At 34.2% G+C, this 19,005-nt stretch carries 16 protein-coding genes and 1 pseudogene; 12 read left to right on the top strand and 5 right to left on the bottom strand.

Annotated features, from left to right (window positions below):
• Positions 1-2 precede the first annotated feature (2 nt).
• From walK to rlmH, 7 genes are all read left to right on the top strand, one after another.
• Positions 3-1,838 (top strand): cell wall metabolism sensor histidine kinase WalK, encoded by a 1,836-nt coding sequence (gene walK, locus EK386_RS15195; protein WP_126660035.1) that lies wholly within the window; start codon positions 3-5, stop codon positions 1,836-1,838.
• Complete coding sequence (locus EK386_RS15190) at positions 1,829-3,136, top strand: YycH family regulatory protein (protein WP_126660034.1); 1,308 nt, start codon at positions 1,829-1,831, stop codon at positions 3,134-3,136. The genes walK and EK386_RS15190 overlap by 10 nt, the downstream gene beginning before the upstream one ends.
• Complete coding sequence (locus EK386_RS15185) at positions 3,123-4,016, top strand: two-component system regulatory protein YycI (RefSeq protein WP_126660033.1); 894 nt, start codon at positions 3,123-3,125, stop codon at positions 4,014-4,016. The genes EK386_RS15190 and EK386_RS15185 overlap by 14 nt, the downstream gene beginning before the upstream one ends.
• Positions 4,017-4,027: 11 nt before the next feature.
• Entirely contained in the window at positions 4,028-4,816 is a 789-nt protein-coding gene (locus EK386_RS15180; protein WP_126660032.1) for an MBL fold metallo-hydrolase, read from the top strand.
• 139 nt (positions 4,817-4,955) lie between these two features.
• Positions 4,956-6,248, top strand: a complete 1,293-nt coding sequence (locus tag EK386_RS15175; RefSeq protein WP_126660031.1) for a S1C family serine protease — start codon at positions 4,956-4,958, stop codon at positions 6,246-6,248.
• 166 nt (positions 6,249-6,414) lie between these two features.
• Positions 6,415-6,579 carry a CxxH/CxxC protein gene (locus tag EK386_RS15170; RefSeq protein ID WP_126660030.1) on the top strand — a complete coding sequence of 55 codons (165 nt, stop codon included), beginning with the start codon at positions 6,415-6,417 and terminating at the stop codon, positions 6,577-6,579.
• A 213-nt stretch (positions 6,580-6,792) separates the two neighbouring features.
• Entirely contained in the window at positions 6,793-7,272 is a 480-nt protein-coding gene (gene rlmH, locus EK386_RS15165; RefSeq protein ID WP_126660029.1) for a 23S rRNA (pseudouridine(1915)-N(3))-methyltransferase RlmH, read from the top strand.
• A 426-nt stretch (positions 7,273-7,698) separates the two neighbouring features.
• On the opposite strand, the gene EK386_RS15160 is transcribed toward rlmH, so the two are convergent.
• Positions 7,699-8,088: a winged helix-turn-helix transcriptional regulator gene (locus EK386_RS15160; RefSeq protein ID WP_126660028.1), complete on the bottom strand. Its 390-nt coding sequence runs from the start codon at positions 8,086-8,088 to the stop codon at positions 7,699-7,701.
• 148 nt (positions 8,089-8,236) lie between these two features.
• Between EK386_RS15160 and EK386_RS15155 the strand changes: the two genes are divergently transcribed.
• Positions 8,237-8,755 (top strand): DJ-1/PfpI family protein, encoded by a 519-nt coding sequence (locus EK386_RS15155; RefSeq protein ID WP_126660027.1) that lies wholly within the window; start codon positions 8,237-8,239, stop codon positions 8,753-8,755.
• 124 nt (positions 8,756-8,879) lie between these two features.
• On the opposite strand, the gene EK386_RS15150 is transcribed toward EK386_RS15155, so the two are convergent.
• The 3 genes from EK386_RS15150 to EK386_RS15140 are packed head-to-tail and all read right to left on the bottom strand — an operon-like array spanning position 8,880 to position 12,580.
• Complete coding sequence (locus tag EK386_RS15150; RefSeq protein ID WP_126660026.1) at positions 8,880-9,983, bottom strand: Ger(x)C family spore germination protein; 1,104 nt, start codon at positions 9,981-9,983, stop codon at positions 8,880-8,882.
• Positions 9,970-11,100 (bottom strand): GerAB/ArcD/ProY family transporter, encoded by a 1,131-nt coding sequence (locus EK386_RS15145; RefSeq protein ID WP_246027690.1) that lies wholly within the window; start codon positions 11,098-11,100, stop codon positions 9,970-9,972. The genes EK386_RS15150 and EK386_RS15145 overlap by 14 nt, the downstream gene beginning before the upstream one ends.
• Positions 11,101-11,104: 4 nt before the next feature.
• Positions 11,105-12,580 carry a spore germination protein gene (locus tag EK386_RS15140; RefSeq protein ID WP_126660024.1) on the bottom strand — a complete coding sequence of 492 codons (1,476 nt, stop codon included), beginning with the start codon at positions 12,578-12,580 and terminating at the stop codon, positions 11,105-11,107.
• A 329-nt stretch (positions 12,581-12,909) separates the two neighbouring features.
• On the opposite strand from EK386_RS15140, the pseudogene EK386_RS15135 reads away from it, so the two are divergent.
• A pseudogene (locus EK386_RS15135) lies at positions 12,910-13,245 on the top strand (DUF4317 family protein); the annotation flags it as partial.
• 153 nt (positions 13,246-13,398) lie between these two features.
• Here EK386_RS15135 and EK386_RS15130 read toward each other — a convergent pair.
• Positions 13,399-14,850, bottom strand: coding sequence for an ATP-binding protein (locus EK386_RS15130; RefSeq protein WP_126660023.1), 1,452 nt, complete (start codon positions 14,848-14,850; stop codon positions 13,399-13,401).
• Positions 14,851-15,171: 321 nt separating this feature from the next.
• On the opposite strand from EK386_RS15130, the gene EK386_RS15125 reads away from it, so the two are divergent.
• From EK386_RS15125 to EK386_RS15115, 3 genes are all read left to right on the top strand, one after another.
• Complete coding sequence (locus EK386_RS15125) at positions 15,172-16,395, top strand: sensor histidine kinase (protein ID WP_126660022.1); 1,224 nt, start codon at positions 15,172-15,174, stop codon at positions 16,393-16,395.
• Entirely contained in the window at positions 16,364-17,017 is a 654-nt protein-coding gene (locus EK386_RS15120) for a response regulator transcription factor (protein ID WP_126660021.1), read from the top strand. The genes EK386_RS15125 and EK386_RS15120 overlap by 32 nt, the downstream gene beginning before the upstream one ends.
• 110 nt (positions 17,018-17,127) lie before the next feature.
• Entirely contained in the window at positions 17,128-18,636 is a 1,509-nt protein-coding gene (locus tag EK386_RS15115; protein ID WP_126660020.1) for a serine hydrolase domain-containing protein, read from the top strand.
• Positions 18,637-19,005: the final 369 nt, after the last annotated feature.

Genomic DNA, 19,005 nt, shown 5'->3' with positions numbered 1-19,005 from the left:
CAATGCACAAAGTGAGCTTTTTTAAGTCGATTCATGTAAAACTAGTTTTAATCTACGTTTTACTTATTATTATTGCATTACAAATTATCGGACTTTATTTCTCTTCTAATATTGAAGAGAATTTAAAAGCAAATTTTCAAGAATCAATTTCTCAGCGAATTGATTTAGTTCAATATAGTATAAGAGAAGAAATGCTGAAAGAACGCGATGATACGGCGCCAACTTTAGAGCAAAGCTTAAGTGTCATTTTAAGAGAGTTTACGACAAGTGATATTAATGAGATTAGAATCGTTGATAATCGAAACAAAGTAATTGCTACGTCCGATACAGATAACCAAGCAATTGTAGGACAACGATTTAATGATGATATTGTAACAAAGTCGATCTCCGCTGGTACATTTTGGGAAGAAATCGCATTGGACCCCGATACAAAAAATCGGGTTTGGGTATTATCTAAACCTATTTTAAATACAGTTGGTCCAAATGGAGAAGTCATTGGGGCCATTTATATTGAATCAAATATCGAAAAAGTATTTGAGCAAATGAATGATATTAACGGTATCTTTGCAGTTGGGACAGCAATGTCTTTAGTGATTACAGTAGTTCTTGGAATATTAATTGCAAAAACTATTACGAAACCAATCATTGATATGCGAAGACAAGCACAAGCTATGTCTCGAGGGAACTTCTCACGAAAAGTGCGTGTTTATGGTGATGATGAAATCGGGCAGCTTGCGATTGCCTTTAACCATTTGACCAATCGCTTACAAGAGGCAACATCAACAACCGAAGCTGAAAGAAGAAAATTATCATCTGTTTTAAGTAATATGACAGATGGGGTAATTGCAACTGATCGAAAAGGGAAAGTAATTCTCATAAATGACCCAGCCTTAAATTTTTTAGATGTTACACGTGAAACATCTTTAAATCGTCCAATTACATCTGTCTTAGGCCTTGATCAAGAATATAGCTTTGAAGATTTAATCTATATGAAAGAATCGGTTAACCTTAATTTTAGTACAGAGGAAAAGCCTTTAATACTGCGTGCCAACTTCTCTGTGATTCAAAAGGAAACAGGCTTCGTAAATGGATTTATTACAGTTTTGCATGATATTACAGAGCAAGAAAAGATTGAAATGGAACGTCGCGAATTTGTAGCAAATGTTTCACATGAATTGCGGACACCGTTAACAACAATGCGTAGTTATTTAGAAGCGTTGGCAGATGGTGCATGGCGTGATGAAAACATTGCACCAACTTTTTTAAATGTGACCCAAACCGAAACAGAACGAATGATTCGCTTAGTCAATGACCTTTTAAATCTATCAAAAATGGATAGTCGAGATTATAAGTTAAATAGAGAATTTGTCGAGTTTAATAAATTCTTTAATCGTATAATCGACCGATTTGAAATGTCAAAATCTCAAAATGTAAAATTTATTCGGTATATTCCAGAAGCTACTTATTTTGTTGATATTGATACAGATAAATTGACCCAAGTTATTGATAATATTATTTCAAATGCATTGAAGTATTCACCAGATGGAGGCAATATCCGTTTTGGTTTTACCGTACAGGACCAAATGTTAAAAGTAATGGTTTCAGATGATGGAATGGGTATACCGAAAGAAAATGTGAATCGCATTTTTGATCGTTTCTATCGTGTTGACCGTGCTCGCTCTCGTGCAATGGGAGGGACAGGTTTAGGTCTTGCAATTGCAAAGGAAATGATTGAAGCACATGGAGGGAGAATTTGGGCAGAGAGTGAGGAAGGTATAGGAACAACCATTTTCTTCACATTACCTTATGAAATAGATGAGGCGGGTGATTGGGATTGAAATATGTAGAGCAAATTAAATCCGTTGTCCTGGCACTCTTAGTCATTCTAAGCATCCTATTAACATTTTCAATCTGGAGTTATACACCAAATTACCAACCAATAGAAGAATCACAAGTAGAACAAATTCTAGTAGATGAGCAAAAAGAACTTCACCAAGTAATCAAACCATTCCGCGTATTAGTGACGAAGGATAATTCTTTATCCGGTACGATATCATCTCGCATGATAAGCGATATTATGAGTACAATTTCTAACTTAAGAGCAACAGAACTAAAATTTATTCAAAATAACTTAACGGAAGAAAAGATCAACTCAATTATTCAAACGAATGAACGAATCTCGCTTTTTTTCCCAGCTGAAGTACCTATTAATACATTACGTTCCATATTAGAATTTAGCCAAAATGAATTGCCAGAAGTCTCATTTAAATATCTCGTGATGGACTGGAGTAACTTCCAACAAACAAGAATGTTAAAATTATTTTTTATTAGTGGCGAGAACAGAACGCTTTATAGCACAGATGTAGCCATTAGTGATGAAGATTTCAACTCAACGTTTAATGAAATCTTTAAACAATCCGTTCCTTATAAAGAAATAAAACGAGATGAAAAGTTATCTTTATATGTTCCTGTTAACCCTGTGGAAGTAGTTCAATACACGTATGTAATTGATCAAGTTTCCCCTGAAAAATTTAAGGAAGTGTTATTTAAAGATCCGAACATTGTTAAGAGAAATATTGAAAGTGCTACTTCATCTAAATATACAGATGGCATGGCGTTCATGACTTCTGAAACCAATACAAAGACGATTAATTATGTTTATCCTGCTTCGGAAAGTATTATTGATATTAAAGGGTCCAAACTGCTGCAAAATAGTTTTGACTTTATTAATGAGCATGGTGGTTTAACCGGCGACTACCGTTATGTATATCGAAATATCCCCAAACAAATAACAGAATATCAATTATTCTTAAAGGGAGTGCCTGTCTATAGTAGTATCACATCTACACGGATTAGTACGACTTGGGGTGATAATCAAATTTTCCGATATAAAAGACCGTATTACTCTTTAGATATGGATATCGCATCAGAAACGCAACAATTACCACCTGGTGAAAGAATTGTAGAAACTCTAGAAAATCTAAATGATATTGATGACATATTCGTTGGGTATTTTTTAGTGCAAAACGATGAACTTTTATATACATTAGAGCCAAGTTGGTTTGTCATTCATAATGGAGGTTGGACACGTATAATGTCAGAATCAGTAGGGGGGCTTGGATATGGATTGGAGTAAATCAAAATCTATATTCATCGTCGTATTTCTAATACTGAACATTTTTTTGTACTCTCTCTATGTTAACCGTTATACAGAAGCACAGTTAGTTCCTGTGTTAGGAGATAAAGATATTGAAGCAAGATTACAAGATGATCATATTACGTATGGTACGTTACCAACGAATGTAGAAAAGGCAGCTTACCTCTCAGGAGAAGTGAAAAACTTTGATGAGGAAAAGATCGATATTCAAAATGCCCATTCGATTATAGTAGAAAATAAAAATAAGCTTGTCGTAACGTTAAAAAATCCAGTGAAAATTAGCAATATCAATAATGAGATCAATTATAAATTATTTTTACAAAATCACGTATATGAAGGAGAGTCATACTCTTTATGGCAAGTAGATAAAGAAAATAAAAAAGTGACATTTTTCCAACGTGTAAAAGATCGAAAAGTCTATTATAATATTAACGGCGTTCTGACTCTGCATCTTAATGAAAAAGATGAAGTCATTAGATACGAACAAACCTTATTAGAGAAAATAGAGGAATATGAGGAACAGGAAAACTTATTAACACCTGTGCAAGTTTTCCAAGCACTTTATTCAAAGGGTCTTTTAAAACCAAACTCTAATATTACCGAACTAAAATTAGGCTACTCTACTCTCGTTCAACTGACTCGAACACAAGTATTTGTACCAACATGGGAAGTACGCGTCACGACCTCAGATAATAAGCATGAGGAATATTTCGTGAATGCAGTTGAAGGGAAAATTATTGATGTTCAGTTGGATGCGACAAAAGTGGAAGCAGTAGAAAATGAAGTAGAAGACGCTCTTAAGGCAGAAGAAATACAAAAACAGATTAAAGAAAACAATGAAGATGTAGTTGAAGAATAGGGAGTAATGATATGCGATTTAGTGTTTTAGCAAGTGGCAGTTCTGGAAATGCCATCTATGTGGAAAATGATGACCATGCATTTTTAGTTGATGTCGGTTTAAGTGGCAAAAAAATGGAGCAATTGTTTGCTAAAATCGGTCGCGACATGAAAAACTTATCAGGCATTTTAGTTTCACATGAACATAGTGATCATATAAAAGGGCTCGGAGTAGTAGCCAGAAAATATAAAGTACCTATTTTTGCAAATGAAAAAACATGGCAAGCAATGGATGGACTTATTGGAAATGTACCGACAGATTTACGCTTCAATTTTAATATGGAAACGGTCCAATCTTTTGGCTCATTAAACATTGAATCATTTGCAGTTTCACATGATGCGGCTGACCCAATGTTTTATGCTTTCCATGAAAATGACCGAAAGCTCGTGGTGATTACTGATACAGGATATGTTAGTGACCGGATGAAAGGGATTATCCGAGGAGCAGATTCTTTTGTATTTGAAAGTAATCACGACATTGGAATGCTTCAAATGGGTCGTTATCCATGGTCTGTTAAACGTCGTATATTAAGTGATGTAGGACATGTTTCCAATGAAGATGCAGCCGTTGCAATGAGTGAAGTTGTTTTTGAAAAGCCAACTCAAATTTATTTATCCCATTTAAGTAAAGATAACAATATGAAAGACTTGGCGCGAATGAGTGTGACCCAAACATTGCAATCTTGTGGTATTATCGCAGGTGAATATGTTCATTTACACGATACCGATGCTGAAGAACCGACAATGTTAGTAACGGTTTAAAAATTTCCATATAGGTAAATTATAAAAGGTATGACGGTTTTGTCATGCCTTTTTTATTTTTGTTTTAACCCATTTTCATGTAATTTTAATGTTTGCTTTGTATCATAAGGATAACAAAGTAAAGAAAGGACCTGAGGCAATGAGTTATTTTAATGATAATGAACATAAACAACCAAATGAAAACGAATCCTTAAACTCTTATTCTCCATTGCAAGAACGGCTGCAACGTGAACAAGAAGAAGAGAGTAAAAGACGTGCAAATAAAAATAGTGGAGGAAAGAAAGGAGGTTACTTTATAAGTGGTCTTGCGGGTGTCATTGTTGGCGCTTTAGTCATGTGGCTACTCCTACCATCTATGGTTGGACAACTACCAGGGAAGACAACGAGCCATACGAAAAATGGTGACTCACAAACAACTATTACGCAAACGGCGACAGAGGTTACGACAGATATTACATCAGCAGTAGAGAAAGTGTCAGATGCCGTCGTGGGGATTACAAATATTCAAGAAGTAACAGACTTTTGGAATCAACGTTCTGCAGAACAAGAAGCAGGTAGTGGGTCAGGTGTAATCTATAAAATTGAAGATAATAAAGCCTTCGTTATTACAAATTACCACGTTGTTGAAGGCGCAAAACAATTAGAAGTTACATTAGCAGACGGTACAAAAGAAGAAGCAACACTAGTAGGTAGCGATATTTGGACAGACTTAGCCGTCATATCAATTAAAAGCGAAAATGTTAAAGTAGTTGCAGAATTTGGGGATTCTGAAGTATTAAAACAAGGTGAAACTGTTATTGCAATCGGTAATCCACTTGGGTTAGATTTCTATGGTTCTGTCACAACAGGCGTTATTTCTGGGAAAGATCGTGCTGTTCCAGTTGATTTAAATGCGGATGGTTATGAGGATTGGGAAACAGAAGTATTACAAACAGATGCAGCTATCAACCCAGGAAATAGTGGTGGTGCGTTAATTAACATTGCGGGTGATTTAATAGGGATTAATTCGATGAAAATTGCAGAATCAGCTATTGAAGGTTTAGGCTTCTCGATTCCAATTAATACGGTCATCCCAATTGTTGAAGAGTTAGAGCAAAATGGTGAAGTAAAACGCCCAACAATGGGAATTGGTTTATTAGATTTAACAGAAGTTCCTGCGTTCTATCAACAGCAAACATTACGCTTACCTGAGGAAGTGACAACAGGTGTTGTGGTATCAGAAGTAGTACGTGGATCTTCAGCAGATAAAGCAGGTGTACAACAATATGATGTAATTGTTGAAATGGATGGACAAAAAATTGAAAACTCCATAGACCTTCGTCAGCATTTATATAATGAAACGGACATTGGTGATACATTACCGATTAAAGTGTACCGACAAGGGAAATTAGTGGAATTACAATTAACCTTAACAGAAGGTACAACATTATAGTGAATTTAGAGTTTGTGGATAACTGAAATTAAATAGTCACAACGAGTAGAGAAAGGAAGCCTATTCTTTCCTACTCGTTTTTTGTTTGTTACAATGGATTGTGGATAACATATAAACAAATGTGAATAAGTTTGTGGAAAATTCTAAAAATAGGGGGATGTAAAAAATGAAAACATATAGCTGTGAAACCCATATAAATCATGCCTTAGATCTACTTGTAGCAGAGACAAAAGAGTTCCCAATAATGGATATGCTAAATGATGAAGAAAAGTTATCCACAAAGTGTGCCTACTGTGAGGAACAAGCAACATATATTGTATCAAGTAAATAACTTTACACAATATATAGAAATGGATTGTGGATATGTGAATAACTTTTGTGGATAAGTTGTTTGTAAATGGTTTATTAAGGTGGATAAACTGTATATATTGAAATTTTCTAATAAAATAGAATGCTTATACAATCAAGGTTTTGAAGGCGAATTGCGTGTTTAGAAAGCAATTGTATATAAATTTTATGAATGAAATGTAAAGGTGGATAAGTTGTGAATATCACAATTATTTCGGTTGGAAAGTTAAAAGAGAAGTATTTAAAGATGGGCATTGAGGAATATGTGAAACGTTTAGGTGCCTATGCAAAAATTGATTTGGTTGAAGTGCCTGACGAAAAGGCGCCTGAAGCATTAAGTGATTCAGAAATGGATATTGTAAAGCGTAAAGAGGGCGAACGAATTTTAAGTAAAGTAAACGATGGCATGCACGTAATCGCTCTAGCCATTGACGGCAAAATGAAATCATCGGAAGAAATGGCGAGTGGACTAGAATCCCTTATGACCTATGGAACAAGCAAAGTTGCCTTTGTCATTGGCGGATCATTAGGTTTACATGACGATGTATTACGACGCGCGGATGAAAAATTGAGCTTTGGCAAAATGACATTACCCCACCAATTAATGAAGTTGGTACTAGTAGAGCAAATTTATCGGAGTTTTAGGATTATGAAGGGTGAACCGTATCATAAGTAAGTGAGGTTTTTGAGGGAATATAATAATCTAAAAATTGTAAACATTTAATCTATTTAATCAAGTTTTTAAATTGACTAGCACTGTGAAAGGATGTTGACAGGCTAATAAAGCAAAAAGGCTGACTAAAAAACAGAAATTTTTTTAGCCAGCCTTTTGGATTATGCATTTTTGGAAATGATTTGGTTATTTTCTAATAAGACCATTGATTCATCATAAGCGGGCTGGTAACCTTTTCAATTAGTTTTTTTATGTATAATTTATTTTAATAAAAGAAAACACAATCCCCGTTACAGTTGAACCAATCCACAGCGTAAATGATCCAAATACTCCGCAATTAAGCAAAAGAAGCACCTTCCTTACAGTTAAGTGAAGGTGCTTCTTTTCTAATAGGTTTTGTAAAGCAACATTGTAAATTTAAGCTTATGCTTAATTGTTTAATTCCGTGATATCCATTTCTTTTATGATTTCTGCTATCCGATTTTTTCCCCATTCATACATCATTTCAACGATAGGAAGTAAAGTCATCCCCAATTCAGTCATGGAATATTCTACTTTCGGTGGAACTTCTGGATAAACCTCGCGATGAACTATTCCATCTTCCATCAGTTCTCTTAATTGATTCGTTAATATTTTATGAGATATTTTTGGAAAAAGCCTTTGGAGATCACTGAATCGATGTGGTCCTTCTACCCCCAAGTGCCATAAAATAACAATTTTCCATTTACCACTTATAATTGATAAGGTAAGTTCTTTTTCACAATTATAATCACCATTTATGATCTTTTCTTTAACTTCATCTCTAAATGTATCTGGCATAAATTCTTACCTCCTTATTTGTATCAATTGTAACCTGTAGGTAACCTCCTTACAAAAAAGTGCATTCTTCACAGTGAAGAAAACAAGCAGTAGAATGAAATAGTCGTCTTACCGGCGAATCTTTTTTATTAATGAGGAGGAACTACAAATGAGTAAAAAAGCACTTTTAATTATACCACCAGAACGTTTCAATGAAGACGAATTATTTCAACCAAAAGCGGAATTGGAAAGCAACGGAATTGATGTGACAATTGCAAGTACAAAAACAGGTGAAATCATAGGGGATTATGAAGGTAAAGCAACTGCTGAGGTCATTTTCTCAGACGTTTCTGCTTCTGACTACGATGTTGTATCTGTTATTGGTGGATCTGGTACGAACGATCATCTATGGGAAAATCAAGAATTACAAGACTACTTGAAACAAGCGTATATTAATAAAGTTCTTGTAACAGGAATTTGTGCAGGTGCGGTTACTGTAGCTAAAACGGGTTTACTTACTGGAAGAGAAGCAACTTGCTATCCAGTAGATATACAAAAAGACCAATTAAAGGCGAATAAAGTAACATATGTTGAAAAACATGTTGTTTTTCATGATGATATTATCACTGGTGATGGTCCAGATGGCGCTAAAGAATTTGGAGAAGCTTTAGTAAAAGCATTAAGCTAATTCTTTGTGTTATTGTATAATTATGACAGAAATTACACAAAGCGATAGATTGTAAACAAAATGCCCTAGAATCGTTAGATTCTAGGGCATTTTGTTTACGTTATGAGTTATTCAAAAGGAAAAATTAAAGGTTTGGCCTTTTTGAATTTGCATCCGTCAAAGGATCGATATTAATATTGTATTTTATTTTAATGTCCATCTTCTCAAACATTTCAATCCATTTTTTTTCTTCCATTGGTTTTGAGAATGGTCTTTTTGTTTGTATGCCAAGCTGTAATGGATCCACTTTCAATTCTTGCATCTTTTTAACTAGTTCATGCGTTTGTTTTTCAAGATGGGTTTCGATATCTTTTTTCATATTTTCTAACTCCTTTGGGTCAAATAATTGCTTCTCTCCCCGGTATTCCTCAATCCTAGTGTCTATATTCACGGTATAGGTCATTGTAGAATAGCTGCTATCGATATCTACTATTATTTTAGATCTAACATGACCCAGTACAATTTCAAATTCTAGAATCGGTAAAACTTTTAAGTAGTGATCGTTGTTTATCAGCTGGAAGATACGATCATCTAAAGATGAAATAGTTTCAACTAGCTTGTCATCTTGAAACAAGGCTGTACCTTCATAGTTGACCCCATCCTCTTGTATTTTGAATACAGGCAAGAAAGGATCTGAATAAGGAGTATAGAGCAAATTTTTAAATTCATGAAGATTAACGACAGATAATTCTCCTTGGTTTTTTTCCTCATAATGCTTCAGCATTCGGTAAAACGAGTAATCAAAGTTTTCATCTTTGTCCAATTGACTTTCCAAGTATTCATCAAAATTTCCTTTTACGATAACTAAATAGATTCTCGGAGAAATATCCGGATCAGTCAATAATACATTTATAATAGACATAATCCCATCTTTTCCAAGTTCATCACTAATTACCAGCATACGCATTTGTCCGGATTTAATTTCCTGGTAGAAGTTTAAGTTGTACTTCTGTACTCCCTCCTTTAATAAGCTGACTTCTTGCGACATAACAAACTTATTTTCTTTACTTAGAGGAGGCATAATTGTACTGACTTTTAATTTCCCTTTATCCCCCTTACTAATTGACAAAAAGGTAACGGGGGAAATTTCTTCAATAAGGTTGTTTTCGGTAAAAGGGGCACAGCCAGATAACCAAAAAGTCATAAAAAGGAGTATCAATCTTTTACATATCTTTTTATGTAGACGCATGTTTTTTAACCCCCTCTTTTTTCATTGCTAAAACAATAACAAGTGGAACAAGAAAATAGCTTATGCTTCCAGCTATAATTTGAAGATTAAGTAAAAAGTTCTGCTTCTCCCAAGACTTCCAAAATAATTCATTCAGAAGAACCATTCCGATAAAAATAAGGAATACACTGAATAACAAACCTTTTCCACTGGACGGCTTGCTCATTTTACCAAAAGCTATTTTAGATGCTCCATAAAACAATAGTAGAAATAGAGAAATTGCAAAAACTAGGTTAAATAATAGAAAGGAAAGCATCATTATATCGATTCGTTCAAACACTGGGTTTTGATAATAACGGCCCATATTAATAATTGGATATTGAGTTTTACTTAAAAAATTGGAACCGAAATAAAATAGGGATGCTATAAATAGGAATACATACTCTACAACGGTGAGAGCGTTGCCGTAAGACAAATAGCGAAAGGTTTTATTGTTTGTTTTAAGCCATGGTCCCAAAAACACCAGAAATTCTGGACCAGAATAGGAAGACAAAATTAAAAAAAAGGCTTTCCAATTTTCTACTTTCCACTCCATTGGAATAAGTGGATACAAATCACTGAGTTGAGCTATTGGAGGAAAGAAGAAAAAAACGAAAAATGTGATTATCCAAATTGTACAGAAAAAAGAAATCAACACAAAACGAATGGTATGTTCAACGCCCTTACCTGCGACATAAAAACAGAACAACAAAATAAAAAAAACAAGAAAATTTGTATCTGTTGATGGAAGCATAAATGTTTGAACAATTTCGCTGAATCCTAACGTTATGACGGAAAGTTTAAGTAGAATAAAGAACAACCCGATGAAAGAGAGAAATCGTACCATTTTTTTTCCAAACAATTGGACAAATCCATTATATCCATTGCTAGATAAACGGGTTAAAAGCCACTTCGATAAAAGAAGAAGGTTTAGTTGGGATAATATCCCGACAGCTATAAGCACCCAAATCATATATGGATTGATCAAGATACTTGGCATAATCAGATAAAAGTATAACATTTGGAGGCGATTTACCAACAACATGGCATAGAGCCCATTATAGGTTTCATTCTTTTTAAATAATTGGTGGGTTTCCATCAAGTCACCTCCTAGTTTTATATCTCTTCGGTTTTAGAGGTTTAAGATGCTCTGGACGCTCCGACATTTTGACTAATGGCCCTCGAATGAATAAGTCAATCCAATCCTTCCTAAAGAAAGGGGAAACTGGTGAAAAATAGGGTTGTTTGATTGAAGACAAGCTATTAAGATGGGCTAAAATAGCAATGCTTCCTAGTGCAATCCCAATTATCCCAAGTAAAGAAGAAAAAACAAGAAGCATCAATTGAATTAATGAATTTGCTTTTGTCATAAGGTAGTTGGGAACAAGAAAGGAAGCTATCGTCGAGATCCCAACCATGACAATTAATACTTTGCTAGCGAATCCAGCCTCAACAGCCGCTTGACCAATCACAATACCACCAATAACCCCAAGTGTTTGACCTGTTTTTGTAGGCATTCTTAAACTTGCTTCTTTTATGATTTCAATAAAAGTTAACATGATAAATGCTTCCCAAAAAGGAGTGAAAGGAAGCTTGCTCCTTGAGTCGACCAAGACCAGAAGTGTTTGTATAGGAATCATTTCATAGTGATGAGTTGTCAATGCCACATAGACAGGAATCAATGCGACTGACAGAATAAAACATACATATCGGATGATGCGCAAAAAACTGGCAACTACCCATCGATTAATATAGTCCTCGGGTGATTGGAACAAATGGAAAAAAGTTATGGGTGCAACAAGAGCAAATGGTGTATTGTCTACCAGAAGGGTGATCTTTCCTAATCCCAGAGAATAAGCAACTACATCAGGCCGGTCAGTTTGCTGAAACTGAGGAAAAATACTGTTTTGATGTTCCTCCAAGAATGCCGCAACTTGAGAAGAGTCAAAGAAGAGATCAAAATTAATTTCAGAAATCTTCTCTTTGACTGTTGAAACAAAATCTGGATTAGTTAGCCCCTCTATGTACATTAAAACCACACTTGTCTCACTCATAGAACCGACAGTAAACTTCTCTGCTTTCAGTTCATGTATGGGGAGTCGTCTTCGAATAAGCGTAATATTTTGTTCTACTTGTTCACTAAAGCTATCTTTTGCTCCGAACAGGATAGTTTCTGTTTCAGAAGTTTCAATGGCACGTCCAATAGGATTTTTTAATGGCACAGCTAACCAAAGGTTTTGCGAAGAATCAAATAACAAAATGGACCCTGAAAACAATTGTTTTTTTGCCTCTATAAAAATAGGAATGGGAATAATTGAGGAATTCACAATGCAATCTTGAATAGACGGTTTGGAACAATTAGTTAAAGGTTTTATAATGCTTTCATTTAATTTTTCTTGGTCAATGAGAGTTCGTATGTAAACAAGATGAATTTTTCGAATATCGGAAATGTCAATTTCCACAAATTCTGCATCATCCATTTGAACGAGGCTTTTTTTCAGAGATTCTATTGATAATTCTGATTCAGCTATTGATTGAGTAACAAGCTTACTTTCAATTTGTTTTTTTTTCCAAAACATACATCCCACCTCCCGTATTGAGAAAAAATTTCTAGTGGTACTTAAAAGTGCCATATTCATACACATTATTAGCAATTTAATTTTTAAATATACAAAACACGTAGAGGTGCATAACGACCCAAGAGGAACAAAGGCAATCCATAATCTTCATCTTAAAGATTGTTATAATAAAGAAGTGTCAAAAGCTAACTGTAGCTTTGGATGCTCTTTTTTTGTCCAAAACACGAATCTTACTAGCCAAGGAGTTAAAATTATAGATGAATAACAAAGATATAGCAGAGATTCGAAAACAATTTAAGTTGGATAACGATTTACTGAAAATAGTGGTGGAAGAAGAGAGTACTCCTACTTTAGATACTAAAGAGAATGAACGTGTGCTGAAGTCGAGCGGCGTAAAAGATGTGAATAAGGAAAAAGTGGAAAGGGCATTTCAGCAGGTGGTTGAAGACAAAACGTATGAAATGAAAGCAAGCCATATCGTTCCGAGTTACGCGTCCAAGTCCATTAAGATCAGCACAAAAGTAGCGAATATTGCGATCAGCCCTCAAGACTTGAGATATGTCAAACAGGTCAATTACAATGGCAAACGCTGTCTATTGATCGAGGTGGAAGAAGACACGATGATTGAAGGATTTAAGCTGCTTCCGGAAGAACTGTTGGAGTAAGAGAGATTGGGTGATCCTTCAGCCAGCTATCTAAAATGGACAAGGAAAAAACCCTCATTTAGCCCTGCTACGGTGAACCATATCACAAGTAAGTGCGGTTATTAGAAAGACCATTTAGAACCTTGAAATGACAGTGTTCTAAATGGTGTAATTTTATTTTTGATTTGCGTATCCCTCTTTTTCAGCGTTTCCAAGTAAGTATAAAAATGCGAAGGCAGGAATTCGTATAACCGGGGTTGTAGTAGTATGTTTTGTAATACCATAATCGTCGTCATTTTTAGTAACGATAATAGCACCTTTAGTTTTAGGATCATTAGCCCATTGAACAATAGCTTCATTTTCAGAAATTGTAGAGTTTTGTCTGTATTTTACTTCAATTAAAATTCTTCCTATTGGGAATGATACTATAACATCAATTTCTTTTTGAGTTTTCGCATCTCTAAAATAACAAATTTCTAATTGCTGTTTATAAAAGAATGTATGAATATGTTTATAAACCGCAGTTTCAATTATAATACCCATCTCTAAAGGATCTGTTAATACCTCTTCTCCCAGCATTAGAACAGCATTCCTTATTGCAGGGTCAGCTAGGTAAATCTTAGGTTTTGATTTTAGAATTTTTTTCCCACTTAAATCTAATGGACGACTTGAATAAATTAAATTAGCCTGTTCAAGTAACTCAATATAGTTACTTATAGTTTGTCGAGTTACGCCTACTTCTTTAGCAATTGTATCTTGTACTAAGATATTACTACTTGTCATACACAAGTATAAAAAGATTTTTTCAAATTCAGCAACATTACGGACATTGAATAGAGAAACGATATCCCTTTTAATGACTTTATCTACAACATCTTCTCTGATTATTTTTTGTGCGAAACTAATGTCATCGGTTAGAGCAATTTCAGGGAATCCTCCAATTAATAAATAATTATGAAAATGTCTTTGTAAAGGCTTCAAGGAAATCATTAAATCAGCTAATTCTTTTGTAGTTAATTGAGCGAGAGATGTAGGTTTAATACCTAAAGGCAGTTTTGGTCGCTCAATATCTAGAAGTTCAATGTACTCATAAAAGGAAAGTGTTGGTACTTTTATTTGAGTCCATCTACCAACACCACTTTCAGCCATTTTAGTTGAAATGATAGGACTAGCAGATCCTGTAGCTAAGATTTTATATTGTGGATGTTGATCATAAAGTGTTTTTAACCAGGTATCCCAATCGGGTGCATATTGAATTTCATCGAAGAATAGATATAATTCGTCAGTATTGGATGAAATATTATTTTCAAAAACATCAATTATTTCACCAATATTAGAAAGCTTTAACATAGGGTGGTCAAATGATACATAAAGAATCTGTTTTGATGAGACAGTTTCAATTAATTCCTCCATCATTTGATACATAATTGTAGTTTTGCCAACTCGTCTTGGACCAGAAAGTATAATTTCACGACGTATTTGAGGATGATAAAAAATCTTTTTAGCTTCATAAAACGCTAGTCTTTTAACAGGACGAGTTAAATTATCCGGAATTTTTTCTGTATTCCACCAAGGATTGAAGCCAACTAAAACTTTTAATATTTGTTCTTGCGTAATAAAAGACATAAAATACACTCCTCTCCTATTTGTGTTAATTATATAATACATTTTATACTTATAAATGTAAAATAAAAAGAATGTTTACAAAGAAAAAATTGCACTTATATTAGTTACGGTGAACCGTATCATAAGTAAATGAGGTTTTAAAGAATAGAAGAGAGAGTTAATATAGACTAGACTTACTTATAATTTACTAGGAGAAACCCTACACAACTTGTTGTTTTGGTTTCTCTTTTTTATGCCTGCTTAAAGGAAGAATGTAACACATGTTTTCTATTTTATGTGTTAATATTTAGAAAAAAAGAGGTCTTTAAGGGACAGTAATGAATGGATGATGATATGAAAAGAAAGCAATTTCATCCGAATTGGATTGATTATGTATTTATGGGAATACGCTTATTATGGCTTTTATTATGGATTCTCATTTTTATTAATAATGAGGAATTTAATCAAACTTCAGTTCCATTTCTTGTATTGTTATTATGGCTTCTGATGTCTTATCTCCTTCCACAACTTTTTCTACTGCATGTTAATCATTCATACCCAATGTACTATTTACTAGAGTTTCTCTTAACTGGAAGTCTTTATATTTATTTATTATTATTTGTCGGCTCTGATTCATCTTTATTATTGATTCCTTTAATAAGTCTAGGATTCTACTACTCGCATCGTTTTTTATGGTGGAGTATAGGTTTTCTATTAATGATGATACCGGTTATGGGACTTGTATTACACAGTGAACCTTTAATTATTCTTTTTACACATTTATTAAACAATATGATTGCATTAGGGATTGGATTTACCTTTAATCGGATGGATTATTTATTCAAGAAAAATCAGAAACAGTACTCATTAATAAATGAGCAGAAGATTGTCTTGGAACAGTATGCTAAACAAGTTGAAAGTTTAACATTGCTGGAAGAACGGAACAGGATGGCAAGTGAACTGCATGATACAGTTGGACATACTTTTACATCTGTCATTGTTGGAATTGATGGCATCATTTCGAATCTTAAGCGCTCCGACACAGAGAGAGCACTTAATAAATTGCATGTGTTAAGAAATTCAACCCGAAAAGGCCTTGAAGAAATTAGACAAAACATACACATGAATAACGACTTTGTAAATGATGAATCCATAGTATATAAATTGTCGGTCTTGGCTGATGATTTTGCAAAGAATACAGGAACAAAAATCGACTTTAAACATATTGGCAGTATACAAGAAGTGGGTTACCATGCTCAGTATACTTTGATGCGTTGTCTTCAAGAAGCACTGACTAATGCCAAAAGACATGGTAATGCTCAAAATATTACGATTACTTTTGCATTTGAGAGTGAAGGTGTGATACTAACGATTAAAGATGATGGGGACGGTATAGAAGAATTTCAATTTGGTTTTGGCCTGAATAGTATGAGACAAAGACTATTAACCTTAAATGGCAATTTACATATTACAGCTTCATCTGGGTTCGGTATGGAGCTTACCTGCAGCATTCCTTACCAAGGAGGATATACACATGAACAGAATAAAGTTACTCATAGTAGATGATCAGGAAATCATTCGTGAAGGATTGCAGGATACCTTTCTGCTGGATGATGATATTGATGTTATTGGACTTGCAGAAAATGGAGAAAAGGCGATCCAGTATTGTGAAAAATTGAAACCGGATATTGTATTGATGGATGTTCGTATGCCTGTTTTGGATGGAGTTGAAGCTACAAAAATTATTAAATTAAAATGGCCGCAAATCAAGATTGTTATTTTAACAACATTTCAAGAAATTAAATATGTAAAGGAAGCGTTAAAAGTAGGAGCGGAGGGTTATCTTCTTAAGGCAATCGATCCAATCGATTTAATAGCTGGAATGAAGCTGATTTCCCGTGGTGGAACCTTTATTTCAAAAGAAATAGCCTATTTATTGATTGAACAGATGAGCAGTGAAATCCCTAAAAAAATAGTGGGGGAAAATCAAAATAATTATGGCTTAACAGAAAGAGAGATGGAAATTTTAAGTTGCCTTGCTGAAGGTTTGAATAACACAGAGATATCAGCTCGGTTATTTTTATCATTAGGGACTGTAAAGAACTACATCTCCAATATCTATGCAAAGCTCGATTTACATGATCGATTAAAAGTTGCAAGAAAAGCTATAGACGAAGGTATGGTATGACTCTAGTCATAACTTAGGGGAGTACTTATACAATATGACCGTAGTCACTATTATGAGTTCCTTTTTATGTCAGATAATATGTTTGAAGATATAAGAAGGGACTGCTCGAATTGATTAAAAGAATAGTGATATTGTTATGTATGACTTTACTTCTCTTAAGTGGAACATTAGAAATGTATGTAGAGGCTGAGGGTAAAGAGGGAAAGTATCAACACATTGATTCATATTTGCAAAATCAAATGGAGGTACAAGCAATAAGTGGTTTAGCCTATGCAATCCTCCAGGAGGATAAAATTGTCCACATAAAGGCTTTTGGAAAGGCTGATACGGATATAAGTTTGACGGTACAGACTCCAATGAAGCTGGCATCGGTAAGTAAATCTTTCACGTCTTTAGCCATTATGCAGCTGGTTGATCAAGGAAAAATTGATTTAGATGCATCGATTAAACAGTATATTCCATGGTATAGATTGGAAAATGAAGAGGCAGCAACGAGCATTACGATTCGACATCTATTAAATCAAACAAGCGGACTCCCATCTGAAGTGGTCATTGGGAAAGATTTGATGAAAAGATCGTTAGAGGAAACGGTAAGGCTCATGAAAAAAGTCGACTTAATTCACCCAACAGGAACGAAATTTGAATACTCCAATTTAAACTATGTCAGTTTGGGTCTAGTGGTTGAGTACGTAACAGGGATGCAGTTAGCTGATTATATTGAAACACAAATTTTAACTCCATTAAACATGAACACCTCTTACACTTCGATTGAGGAGGCAAAGAAAAATGGTCTTTCGAAAGATTTCACTTCATGGTTTGGAAAGCTTTTACCAACGAAGACGATTATGAGTGACATGCCAAACTTCTTAGCAAGCGGTTATATGGTATCAAGTGTAGAGGATATGGGAAAGTATTTGCTAATGTATATGAATAAAGGGACACTAGCAGGGCAGAAGTTAGTTTCTGAAAAAGGTATACAAACACTTCATACTCCTTCAGAAACAGCAAAAATGTATTTAGATGACGAGTTTTTTGGTAATTATGCAATGGGCTGGTGGCAAAGAAAAGTTCAAGGAACAACTGTCATTGGGCATTCAGGAGATTTATTTTCTGCAGCAAGAACAGATATGTATATCATTCCGGAGAAAAAAATAGGAGTGGTTATTTTAACGAATACCAACACAGGAACCTTTGCTCCAGGGGACTCTCATATCAGTACGGATGGTGTTATTTCGATGTTATTAGGTAAAGAGCCACAAGTCGATAAAACACTTAGTTTTAAAAGTTATTATATGATTTTTGATATGATAGTAGTTACAATTTTTGCAGGATTGCTATGGTATAGCTTTCGTTTAAAAAGAAAGTTAGTGAGGCTAAATACAATCACTAAACGGTCAATGGTCAAAACAGCTTTGCAAATTATTTTATCAATTGGAATGATTGTGGCAGGACCGAAACTATTGGGCGTTCCCTCATGGGGGTTTTTATTTAGTGTTCAGTCTGATATGACCTGTGTACTACTTTTTACTTTACTTACGGTTTTAGCTCTAGGTTTAACTAAAATGGTGTGGATGCTTTTGTTATTCAATCGAACCCAATTTAAGATAATAAATAATTAGTAAGTCGATTGCAAGGTTTGAAAAAGTATCTTATTGAAAGACATAAAAAGGGAGAGATTGAAATTAAATAAATTCTCTCTTACTTTTTTATTAAATAAGACGAAAAACTTCCTTTAGTTTAAACGAAAACACTAGTTAATTAGGTGAGATGAGCCGTACCATAAGTAAAAGAGGTTTTATATTAACTAAATTATTAAAGTTATGACAATAGATATAACTATAAAATAGGAATTACTCATAGTATTACCCATTAATAAGACCGCTAAGATTTTTTTGAACTGCACCCCAATTGTTAGACAAAATCTAATAATTGGAGGTGCAGTTTTTCTATGTCTAAATTTACTTTAGAAGAAAAGTTAGATGCCATTA

The sequence above is a fragment of the Lysinibacillus antri genome (genome assembly GCF_003977595.1).
Classification (GTDB): Bacteria; Bacillota; Bacilli; order Bacillales_A; family Planococcaceae; genus Ureibacillus; species Ureibacillus antri.
Note: the sequence above shows the minus strand (reverse complement) of the source record. Positions and strands in the feature narration are given on the sequence as shown.

What these genes read in the sequence shown, in the direction of transcription:
- walK (WP_126660035.1), top strand. Translation starts at nt 3, where the DNA reads ATGCACAAAGTGAGCTTTTTTAAGTCGATTCATGTAAAACTAGTTTTA.
- EK386_RS15180 (WP_126660032.1), top strand. Translation starts at nt 4,028, where the DNA reads ATGCGATTTAGTGTTTTAGCAAGTGGCAGTTCTGGAAATGCCATCTAT.
- EK386_RS15185 (WP_126660033.1), top strand. Translation starts at nt 3,123, where the DNA reads ATGGATTGGAGTAAATCAAAATCTATATTCATCGTCGTATTTCTAATA.
- EK386_RS15170 (WP_126660030.1), top strand. Translation starts at nt 6,415, where the DNA reads ATGAAAACATATAGCTGTGAAACCCATATAAATCATGCCTTAGATCTA.
- EK386_RS15120 (WP_126660021.1), top strand. Translation starts at nt 16,364, where the DNA reads ATGAACAGAATAAAGTTACTCATAGTAGATGATCAGGAAATCATTCGT.
- EK386_RS15130 (WP_126660023.1), bottom strand. Translation starts at nt 14,850, where the DNA reads ATGTCTTTTATTACGCAAGAACAAATATTAAAAGTTTTAGTTGGCTTC.
- EK386_RS15150 (WP_126660026.1), bottom strand. Translation starts at nt 9,983, where the DNA reads ATGCGTCTACATAAAAAGATATGTAAAAGATTGATACTCCTTTTTATG.
- EK386_RS15145 (WP_246027690.1), bottom strand. Translation starts at nt 11,100, where the DNA reads ATGGAAACCCACCAATTATTTAAAAAGAATGAAACCTATAATGGGCTC.
- EK386_RS15175 (WP_126660031.1), top strand. Translation starts at nt 4,956, where the DNA reads ATGAGTTATTTTAATGATAATGAACATAAACAACCAAATGAAAACGAA.
- EK386_RS15125 (WP_126660022.1), top strand. Translation starts at nt 15,172, where the DNA reads ATGGATGATGATATGAAAAGAAAGCAATTTCATCCGAATTGGATTGAT.
- EK386_RS15140 (WP_126660024.1), bottom strand. Translation starts at nt 12,580, where the DNA reads ATGTTTTGGAAAAAAAAACAAATTGAAAGTAAGCTTGTTACTCAATCA.
- EK386_RS15155 (WP_126660027.1), top strand. Translation starts at nt 8,237, where the DNA reads ATGAGTAAAAAAGCACTTTTAATTATACCACCAGAACGTTTCAATGAA.
- EK386_RS15160 (WP_126660028.1), bottom strand. Translation starts at nt 8,088, where the DNA reads ATGCCAGATACATTTAGAGATGAAGTTAAAGAAAAGATCATAAATGGT.